The sequence below is a fragment of the Actinomycetes bacterium genome, from assembly GCA_036000965.1.
In the GTDB taxonomy this organism is placed as follows: domain Bacteria; phylum Actinomycetota; class CALGFH01; order CALGFH01; family CALGFH01; genus DASYUT01.
In genome coordinates, this window is record DASYUT010000146.1 from 1 (window position 1) to 9,350 (window position 9,350).

The 9,350-nt window shown below is 71.2% G+C and carries 8 protein-coding genes; 6 read left to right on the forward strand and 2 right to left on the reverse strand.

Going from position 1 to position 9,350, the window contains the following annotated elements; all coding sequences use genetic code 11:
• On the reverse strand, window positions 1-1,166 hold a 1,166-nt coding region (locus VG276_12575), incomplete at its 3' end, for an ISAzo13 family transposase (protein HEV8650213.1).
• A gap of 553 nt (window positions 1,167-1,719) precedes the next feature.
• Here VG276_12575 and VG276_12580 point away from each other — a divergent pair.
• The 3 genes from VG276_12580 (at window position 1,720) to VG276_12590 (ending at window position 5,462) form a co-directional block, all read left to right on the forward strand.
• Window positions 1,720-2,172: a relaxase domain-containing protein gene (locus VG276_12580; GenBank protein ID HEV8650214.1), complete on the forward strand. Its 453-nt coding sequence runs from the start codon at window positions 1,720-1,722 to the stop codon at window positions 2,170-2,172.
• A 600-nt stretch (window positions 2,173-2,772) separates the two neighbouring features.
• The gene (locus VG276_12585) at window positions 2,773-4,482 is read left to right on the forward strand and encodes an AAA family ATPase (protein ID HEV8650215.1); all 1,710 of its coding nucleotides are present in this window, start codon (window positions 2,773-2,775) and stop codon (window positions 4,480-4,482) included.
• Between the two features lie 164 nt (window positions 4,483-4,646).
• Complete coding sequence (locus VG276_12590; GenBank protein ID HEV8650216.1) at window positions 4,647-5,462, forward strand: hypothetical protein; 816 nt, start codon at window positions 4,647-4,649, stop codon at window positions 5,460-5,462.
• Between the two features lie 330 nt (window positions 5,463-5,792).
• Here the strand turns inward: VG276_12590 and VG276_12595 are convergent, their stop codons facing one another.
• Window positions 5,793-7,460 carry an AMP-binding protein gene (locus VG276_12595; GenBank protein ID HEV8650217.1) on the reverse strand — a complete coding sequence of 556 codons (1,668 nt, stop codon included), beginning with the start codon at window positions 7,458-7,460 and terminating at the stop codon, window positions 5,793-5,795.
• Between the two features lie 381 nt (window positions 7,461-7,841).
• Between VG276_12595 and VG276_12600 the strand changes: the two genes are divergently transcribed.
• The 3 genes from VG276_12600 to VG276_12610 form a co-directional block, all read left to right on the forward strand.
• Window positions 7,842-8,153, forward strand: coding sequence for a helix-turn-helix domain-containing protein (locus VG276_12600; GenBank protein HEV8650218.1), 312 nt, complete (start codon window positions 7,842-7,844; stop codon window positions 8,151-8,153).
• A 127-nt stretch (window positions 8,154-8,280) separates the two neighbouring features.
• The gene (locus VG276_12605; GenBank protein ID HEV8650219.1) at window positions 8,281-8,865 is read left to right on the forward strand and encodes an IS3 family transposase; all 585 of its coding nucleotides are present in this window, start codon (window positions 8,281-8,283) and stop codon (window positions 8,863-8,865) included.
• Between the two features lie 353 nt (window positions 8,866-9,218).
• A partial coding sequence (locus VG276_12610) for a VOC family protein (GenBank protein HEV8650220.1) occupies window positions 9,219-9,350 on the forward strand: 132 nt, incomplete at its 3' end.

Sequence of the window (9,350 nt, forward strand, 5' to 3'; positions counted from 1 at the left end):
TGCCAGCCATGCCGGGTGAGCGGCACGGCGCCCAACTCCGCGTCGGTGACCTTGACCCCGGTCGGATAGGACCCGCGGTCAAGCTCAGCGCGGACCTTGAGGCCCGTGCGGGTGGTGGTCGCGCCGATCAGGTCGACGACCACCTCGTGGCTCACCAGCGGGCGGCCGCGCCAGTTCATCGAGATCTGGCTGAACAGGCGGTGCTCGATCCGGTTCCACTTGGACGTGCCAGGCGGGAAGTGGCACACCGTGACCGCCAGGCCCGTCTCGGCGGCAAGCTTGCCGAGCTCCACCTTCCACAGCCGGCTGCGATACCCGTTGGACCCGCCCGCATCCGCGGTGACCAGCAGCCTGCTCGCCTCGGGATAGGCCACCTTGCCGACCAGCTGCCACCAACGGCGGATCGTCGCCACCGCGAACGCGGCGGTGTCGTGGTCGTCGCCCACGCTCACCCAACCGGCATCAGCGCCCAGGTCGTAGACCCCGTAGGGGATCGCCTTGCCGATGTTGGGGTCGGGGAAGTCGTGCACCTCCACCCGCACCGGAGACCCCTTGGGCTGCCACTCGCGGCCGGTGTTGCCGAGGTTGCCGACCACCTCCTTCTTCTTGGTGTCGACGCTGATCACCGGCTGCCCCGCGGCCAGATGCACCTTGGCCTGCTCGTTGAGGGAGCGGAACTGGCCGTCCCGGTCGGGATGCTGGGCGCCCTCTGTCTGCTTGGCGGTGGCCTGCAACGAGGAGCCCAGCCCGGCCAGCAGCCCGGCCACGGTGTTGGCGCTGACCGGGTGGCCCTGCGCGCCCAGCTCGTCGGCCAGGGTGTGGGTCGACGTGCACGTCCACCGCAACGGCGAGGTGGGGTCGCCCCGGGCGGTCGGCTCCACCAGGGCATCCAAGGCGTGCAGCAGGTCGGGGTCGTGTGCGGTCGCCTTGGGGCGTCCCGCGCCTGGCCGGCGGGCCCGCCGGGTCCGCTCGGGCCCGTGGTCGATCTCGGTGGTCCCGGCCTTGGCCGTGGCGCGGCTCAGGCCCGACGCACGGGCGACCATCGCGATCCCGCCGCGGCCCAGCGCCCGCGCCTGCGCGCCGGCCAGCAGGCGCCGCTGCCGCTCATCTAGATGCGGCGACAGCACCGCGAACATCGCCGCCAGCGCCTCCTCGGTCACCTCCATACCGGGACACTACACGCATAAGTAATTCTGTGACGGGTCCTAAGTGGTGTCCACGCCGCAGTCGCGGCCGGTGAGGTGGACGCCACAAGGTCCCGGTCGCACCGGGCGCGGACGGCGTGATTCCGCCAGAATCAGAACCAGGGTGGTCGCGGCCGGGCGGCCCGGTCTCTACGCCGCCGGGGCGGCCGGTGTCACCGGCCCGCGGTGGCGGCGGTCGGGTCAAGGACGGCCGGCAAGGCCGGTCCGAAGGACCGCGAAGCGCCCTTGAGGCGACCGCCGCATGCCGTGGGATGCGGCCGGTCGGTCGCGACAACGGCCGGTCCGTGGTCCGGTGCAGGATCCGGGCCGCGGCGCCGAAGGCGAGGCCGTTCCTCGGCCTGTGAGCGGCCCGGCGCAGCCGGACAGCGTAACGCGTCTGCCTTCAACGGTGTTCCGGCGCGGCCAGTTCCAGGTGTCGGCGTCGAGCGCTCGGCGGCGGCTCCTGTGAGGTCTCCAGTGAGCGCCTGGGCGTTGGCTTGCCTCATCGCGAGACAGGTCAGCAGGAGTGTGGCGGGTGTTCGTGCCCAGGAAGTTCCAGGCCACAATGATCGCCCGCGTCGGCGGGGACCTGTGGCGCTACCTCGCCGGCGGACACGGCCAGGCCGACTACTACCTCAGGCCCGACGGCACCCCCTGCGAGGCAGCCGCCGAACTCCACGGCCGGCTGTGGCAGCGGCTCGGCCTGGACCGGCTGGACCGGGCGGCGTTCCAGCGCCTGGCCGCCGGCCGGCACCCCCTCACCGGCGCCCGGCTGGTCAAGACCTCCCACGTCACCAAGCCCGACCCGATCACCGGCGCGCCGCTCCCGCACGGTGGCATGCGCGTGCCGGGGATCGACTGCAACCTCAGCCCACCCAAGTCCGTCTCTGCCCTGCTGCCGTTCGCCACCCCTACCGAGCGGCAGCCCTGGAACGCGCGCACCAGGCCGCCGTCCGCCTCACCCTCGAGGAGCTGGAGGCGCGGGTAGCGGCCTGCCGGCCAACCATCGACGGCGAGCAGCTCCACGCGCCCGGGGAGCTTGCCGTGGCGGTGTTCACCCACCACACCAGCCGGCCCACCAGCGAGACCGCCACCGAGCCGGGCCGGCCCCCCGACCCGCAACTCCACAGCCACGCCTTCATCTTCAACCTGGCCTTCTGCCAGGGCCGCTTCCTGGCGATCGACTCCCGGCCCGTCTACCAGTTCGCCACCACCGCCGAGGCGATCTACTCCTGCGAGCTGGCCGCCGAGCTGCAACGCCTGGGCTACCAGCTCACCTGGCAGGAGACCCGCAAGGGCCGCACCTGGGAGCTCGCCGGCGTCGACCGGCGCCTGACCGACCTGTTCTCCAGCCGCCACCGCCACCTCCAACAGCAGGTCGCCGCCTTCCAGGCCCGGCGCGGCCGGCCGCCGACCCTGCGGGAGCGCGGCCGGCTCGCCGCGCGATCGCGCCCCGAAGAGCAACGCCTGCCGAGCGCCGCACTGGCCCGCCTACCACGCCGTCCTAGCCCGCCACAGCCTGCAGGCCCCCACCCCGCTCCGCAAGCGGAGGCGAGCGTCCAGGCCGCTGGCCGAGCGGGAGGCGGCCGTGCGGGCGCGGCTGCTGGCCCCCGACGGCCTCACCCACCAGGACGCCACCTTCGATGCCGCCACTCTCACCAAGGCCACCTACCAGGCCGCCACCGGCCTCCTCGACGCCGAAGAGGCCCGTGCGTTCCTCGACCGGTTGCTGGCCGGCCCGGACCTGGTCCCGGTCGCCACCCCCCAAGGGCCGGGATTCACCACCGCGGCCCTGCTCGCCCAGGAACGAAGGATCGTCCAGGTCGCCCGCGCCAAGGCCGCCACCCGCACGCTGGCTCCGCGGCCCGAGCTGCTCGGCCGCGCCGCCCAACTTGCTAACTTGACCGGCCCGCGGCTCTCCAAGGAGCAGCTCGCGGCACTGCGGCATCTTGGGGCGCCGGTCGGATGGGCGTCGCTGGAAGGCCGCGCCGGCACCGGCAAGACCACCCTGCTCCGCGCCCTGCTGCGCGCCTACCGGGGCAACGGCCAGCAGGTCGTGCTCGTCTCCACCGCCGCGGAGACCGCCCGGCGCACCGCCCGCGAGCTCAGCCTGGACCAGGGCTACACGGTCGAGGCGTTCGCCCGCGCCGTGGCCACCGGCAGGCTCAAGCCCACCGGGGACTGGGTGGTGCTGGTCGAGGAGGCCGCCATGGTGGACACCCCGCGCATGGCCGCCCTGCTCGACGCGGCCGGCCCGGCCGCGATCCGCACCCTTGGCGACCCGGAGCAGGCCCAGCCGGTTGGCCCGGGCGGCTGGCAGCGCCTGGTGGACCAGGCGGTCGGCGGCCACGTCGAGCTCACGCGCGTCGTCCGGCAGCGCGACCTCGCCGACCGCGAGGCGTGCCAGGCGATCCGCGACGGTCACGCCCCCGATGCGCTCGCCAGCTTGCAGGCCCGCGGCCGGTTGCACCTGGCACCGGACCGGTCGACCGCGGTCAAGGAGGTCGTGCACGCCTGGGACGAGCACCGCCGTGCTCGTGGGCTCGAAGGGGTGGCGATCGTGACCGACACCGACAACGCCACGGTCGATACCCTCAACGCGCTGTGCCAAGCCCGGCGCCATGCTGCTGGGGAACTCACCGGCCCCGCAGTCACGGTCGTGGATCGGGCTTACAGCCGCGGTGAGCAGTTCTACGCCGGGGACCGGGTGCGGTTCGTCCGCCCCTACCGCGCCAACGACGACCTTCTCCCTACCTACGTTGCGAACGGAACTGCCGGCCAGGTCCTTGCCGTCGATCCGGATCGCGGCCAGGTCGTGGTCCGCGTCGACGACGGCCGCACCGTCACCGTCCAGCCCGCCATCCATGAGGACGCCCAGCCGCTGCGGCTCGGGTACGCCGGCCACGCGCTGAAGCTGCAGGGCGGCCAGGCCGCGGTGGTACTGGTGCTGCCGGGCGGCTGGCAGACTTCGCGGCAGTCGGCCTACTCGATGGCCACCCGCTGCGTGGAGGAGTTCCACGTGTTCGTTGACGCGGCCACCCAGCAGGCCGGCCCCTACCGCGACACCGATCCCGTCGAGGCGCTGGACGCGCGGTGGACCCGCGACGCCAGCAAGCACGCCGCAGCTAGCCGTATTGATTGGACCGAGGAGCTCGATGGGCCGGCTCGGGGTTGGCGGGGCACGGACGATCCGTTGGTGGTGCCCCCGCCCGAGCCGCACGAGCTGGCACGAGCCATCCAGCCACACGACTTGGATCTTGGCCATGACCTCAGTGACGGACTTGCGATCGAACTCTGAGCCCGCGCCGATTCTGGCGGAATCACCACCGCAACCCTTGGTGAATCGTTGCACTTGAGTTGGAGGTTCGGCTTGTCGGGCTCAACTGCTAGGGTCCGCCGGTGACGGCAAGCCTCGAGCGGGCTGTCGAACGCGGACGCCCGCTGCATTGGGACGTGATCGCAGTGACCAGCAAGTATGAGCCGGATCCGGCAAGCATTCCGCTGTTCCTCCGCGAGCACGTCGGCGTCGACCCCAACGATGCCGCCGTGGTCCTGGACCTGGCCGCGATCGGCATCACCAACGGCACCTGGCGCAACAGCCCGCTCGAGGACTGGCACGGTGAGGGCCGCATCCATGACGGCGGGATGCTGCGCGCCAACGTCGCCACCACCAAACTCGTCCGCAGCATCCTCGACGACCACCTCGATAACGCCTTCGCCTACGCCGGCGAGGAGCTCGTCGCGACCGAGGACCTCGCCGAGCTGGACAGCGACTTCACCGACGAGCTGTTCGCCGACGTCTTCCAACGGCTGTCGGACCCCGACCGGGTCCTGCCGGACGGGCGCACGCTCGGCCAACTCGCCGGTAAGCAGCTCGACGAGCTCGCCGACCACATGGACCAAGCGCTCGGCGGCGTCGCTGCCAGCGCCGAACGGCGCGGCCTGGACTTCGCGGCGCAGCGCGCCGCGCTTCACGGCGGGCTGGCGTGCGATCACTGGTGGGGTACGCCATGGTGGCCCGACGTCGTGGCCGGGTTCCTCGCCCGGCTGGAGGACCCGCACCATCGCCACTGGGGTGAAGCGGGCGAGCGGTACGCGCGCCTGCCGGCGCAGCCCGTTGAGGTCGCCGACCGGCGCCGCCTCGGCGCCCTGCTGCTCAACACCCCGGAAGCGTTGTCCGAGGACGCTGCGGAGTTCTGTGTCACTGCCGGCATCCGCTTCGTGACCGAACCTGTCCGGGCATGGAAGGCCGCCCACGGCGCGAGTACCGCCAGTTGAACTGGCCGAGCTGACCCTGGCTACGATGGCGCCGGGGCCGGCGTGCACGTCCCGGTGAAAGCCCGCTGGGGCGAAGGAACTGGACATCAATACCCGCACCCGCAACGCCCTCATCCGCTCCGCCCGGTGCCTGGGTGAGCGCGGCTTCGCGCTGCTCACCCAGCGCTGGCGCACCCTCCAGCACGTCACGCTCAGCCCCAGTTCGAGCACAAGATGATCATGTGAGGGGCCGCTGAGGCGGTACGCTGCGCGAGCGTGATGGCCAGCGGCCGACCATCCCAAAGGTGCCACTCCCCAGGGCTGGGCTTGCGACGCCGCGCAGCCCTCGGCTCAGGCGGTTTCGATCTGTGCGGCGTCCTCCAGTCGCTCCTCGGCGATGGAGACCTCGCGCATCTTGTACTTCTGTACCTTGCCGGTGACCGTCATCGGGAAGCTGTCGACGAAGCGCCAGTAGCGCGGGATCTTGAAGGTGGCGATCCTGCCCTTGCACCAATCGCGCAGCTCGTCGCCGTCCACCGCCTGGCCCTCCTTGAGCCGCACCCAGGCGCACAGCTCCTCGCCGTACTTCGCGTCCGGCACGCCGACCACCTGCACGTCGCTGATGGCCGGATGCTGGTAGAGGAACTCCTCGACCTCGCGCGGATAGATGTTCTCCCCACCCCGGATCACCATGTCCTTGATTCGGCCGACGATGTTGGTGTAGCCGTCGTCGTCCACCGTGGCGAGGTCGCCGGTGTGCATCCAGCCCGCCTGGTCGATCGCGGCCGCGGTGGCCTCGTCGTCCTCCCAGTAGCTGAGCATTACCAGGTAGCCGCGGGTGCACAGCTCGCCAGGCTGGCCAAGCGGCACGATCCGTCCGTGCTCTGGGTCGATGACCTTGGCCTCGACGTGCGGGTGGATGCGGCCGACGGTCGACACGCGCTTGTCGACCGGGTCGTCGGGCGCGGTCTGGAAGGAGACCGGGCTGGTCTCGGTCATGCCGTAGCAGATGGTCACCTCGGCCATGTGGATGTGCGACTGGACCTTCTTCATCACCTCGACCGGGCAGGGCGAGCCGGCCATGATGCCGGTGCGCAGGCTCGAGAGGTCGAACTCAGTGAAGCGGGGGTGCTCGAGCTCGGCAATGAACATTGTGGGGACTCCGTAAAGGGCGGTACAGCGCTCGCTCTGGACCGCGGCGAGGGTGGCCTCCGGGTCGAACGACTCGGCCGGGTAGACCATCGCCGCCCCGTGGGTGGTGCAGGCGAGGTTGCCGAGCACCATGCCGAAGCAGTGGTACAGCGGCACGGGGATGCAGACGCGGTCGGCCTCGCTGTAGCGGCAGCCCTCGCCGATGAAGAAGCCGTTGTTGAGGATGTTGTGGTGCGACAGAGTGGCGCCCTTGGGGAACCCGGTCGTGCCCGAGGTGTACTGGATGTTGATCGGGTCGTCGAACTGCAGCAGCGCCTCGCGCGCACGGAGCTGGTCGACGGACGCGCGGGCCGCTGCCTCGCGTAGGTCGTCCCAGCGCATCGCGCCGGGCGGCGCCTCCGGCCCGAGCACGATCCGCCGCTTCAGCGCCGGGACCTGCTCGGCCACCTCGTCGAGCATGGCGAGGTAGTCGGCTTGACGGAAGCGGGGCGCGAGCACCAGGGTGGTCACCCCCGATTGCGCCAGTGCGTAGGCCAGCTCGGAGGTGCGGTAGGCGGGGTTGACGTTGACGAGGATGGCGCCGACCTTCGCGGTGGCGTACTGAAGGGTCACCCACTCGGCGTTGTTGGGGGACCAGATGCCGACCCGGTCGCCCGGCTCGATGCCCAGCGCGAGCAGGCCGCGAGCGATCTCGGTGACCGCGGCGTGGAACTCGGCGTAGGTCTGACGCACGCCCTGGTGGACGCTGATCACGGCGTCGTGGTCAGGGAAGCTGGCGACCGTGCGGTCCAGGTTCTCGCCGATCGTCTCGCCCAGCAGTGGGATCTGGTGGGCCCCGTGAAGGTAGGACAGTGCCTCGGCCGTCATGGGTTGCCTCCCGCGCCGATCGATTGCTTGCAGCGATGCTCGTGCCCACTCGGCGGAGGCGCAACCCCAAGGGGAGCCGGGGTTGCGCTTAAGCCGCAGTAGCGACTACGGCACCTTTGGCCCAGCAGCCAACCTGCCGGATCCGCTCCTTGAACGATCTGAGGGCCTTGGTTAGAGGTCGCCGCTGCGCGCGCTGTCGGCATCCCGCTGTGGGTTTCCGATGTACTGCCGGGCAACCTCCACGACCTGGCCGCCGCCCGCCACAACGTGCTGGGCGTGCTGCGGCTCTCAAGGGTCAAACTTTCCGGCAGGGTCCGCGGCTGAGGGGTCGGGAAGGATGGCCGGGTGAGTCGATCGAGGAAACCGCAGCGTCAGGTGCCGGTGGACGAGCGGATCCAGGTGGTGCTGGCGGTACTGCGTGGAGAGCTCTCACTGGCGGAGGCCGCGCGTCGGCATGGGGTGTCGTCGGCGACGGTGGGGAACTGGCGGGACCGGTTCGTCGACGCCGGCAAGGCGGGCATGGAGAACTCTCTGCCTGGCCCGGATGACGGTCAGTCGATGACCGAGCGGCGGCTGCGGGCGGAGTGCGAGCAGTTGAAGCTGGCGTTGGCGGAGGCGACGGTGCAGCGGCGGATCTGGCAGAAGGGCTCGGAGTACGTCGACGAGGTCCCTTCGTCGACCTCGAGGCCCTGAGAGCGGCACATGGCGTGTCGGTCTCGAGGTTCGCTGGGCGCGCTGGGATTCCAGAACGCACGTATTGGCGGCGGCTGGCGCGGCATCGCGCCGGGGACCGGCCGAAGGGGCTGTGGCAGCGCCGAAGGTGGATGCGATCGATGCGGTGGCGGCGAAGTATGCGGCGGACTGGCCAGCGTGGGGACATCGGAAGATCGCCGCGATGATGCGCGCCGACGGCTATGAGGTGTCGACGTCGACGGTGCAGAGGGCGCTGCGCCGCCGTGGCCTGTTGCTCCCGCGGGGCTACCGGGCGGACCGGCGCTCGTGGGCCAGGTTGCGCAGGCAGGTGTTCACCGATCCGCCGACGGAGCGGAATCGGGTCTGGCAGATCGACTTCAGCGAGTTCGAGACTGCCCGGGGCGGGATATGGCGGATCTGCGCGGTGATCGACTACGCCACCAAGTACTGCCTCGCCGCCACCGTCACCCCCACCAGTCGAGGTGCTGACGCTCTGGGGTGTCTGCGTCGCGCGGTCGCCGAAGCGGAGCGGCTGACCGGGCTGGATGACCTCCGTGCCGACGGGGGGCGGATGGACGTCGTCGACGTCGACGGCTTCGTGATCGGCGAGGCGCCCGCGCCGATCGCGGTGGTCTCGGACAGTGGCCCGTGCTTCCGCGGCCAGGTGTTCGCGGCGCGTTCGCCGGCGACGACCCGCTGCTCCGGCACGTGAGGACGCGGGTGAAAAGCCCGCAGGCCAACGGTGTGGTCGAGCGGTTCTTCGGCACGCTGAAGTACGAGCACCTCTATCGCGCGATCATCGGCGACGGTAACGCCTTCGCGGTCGAGGTCAACCTGTTCCGCACATCTACAACACCGTTCGCCCGCACCAGCCGCTCGGTGACCGCACCCCGCGCCGGGCCTACCCGTCCGATCCTGCGGTGGCGGGCTCGGCATGATGCCAAGGGTGGGCGCCGAGGAGGACCACTCAATCCTCAGAGATCACCACGTGTCCCGGCCGGCGGCCACGGCCGCCCGCGAGCCCGGAGGAACCTAGGTGTCGGCGGCAGGGTCTAGCGTTGGGGCATGGTGTTCTGGCAGCTGACCATCGACGCGAACGACCCGGCCCTGCTGGCGCGGTTCTGGGCGCAGGCGCTGGGCTACCAGCCGGTGCCGCCGGCGGAGCCGGAGACGACCTGGCAGGCGCACTACCGTGCC

Bases quoted from the DNA above. Each gene is read 5' to 3' on its own strand.
- VG276_12595 (HEV8650217.1), bottom strand. From the start codon at position 7,460: ATGACGGCCGAGGCACTGTCCTACCTTCACGGGGCCCACCAGATCCCA.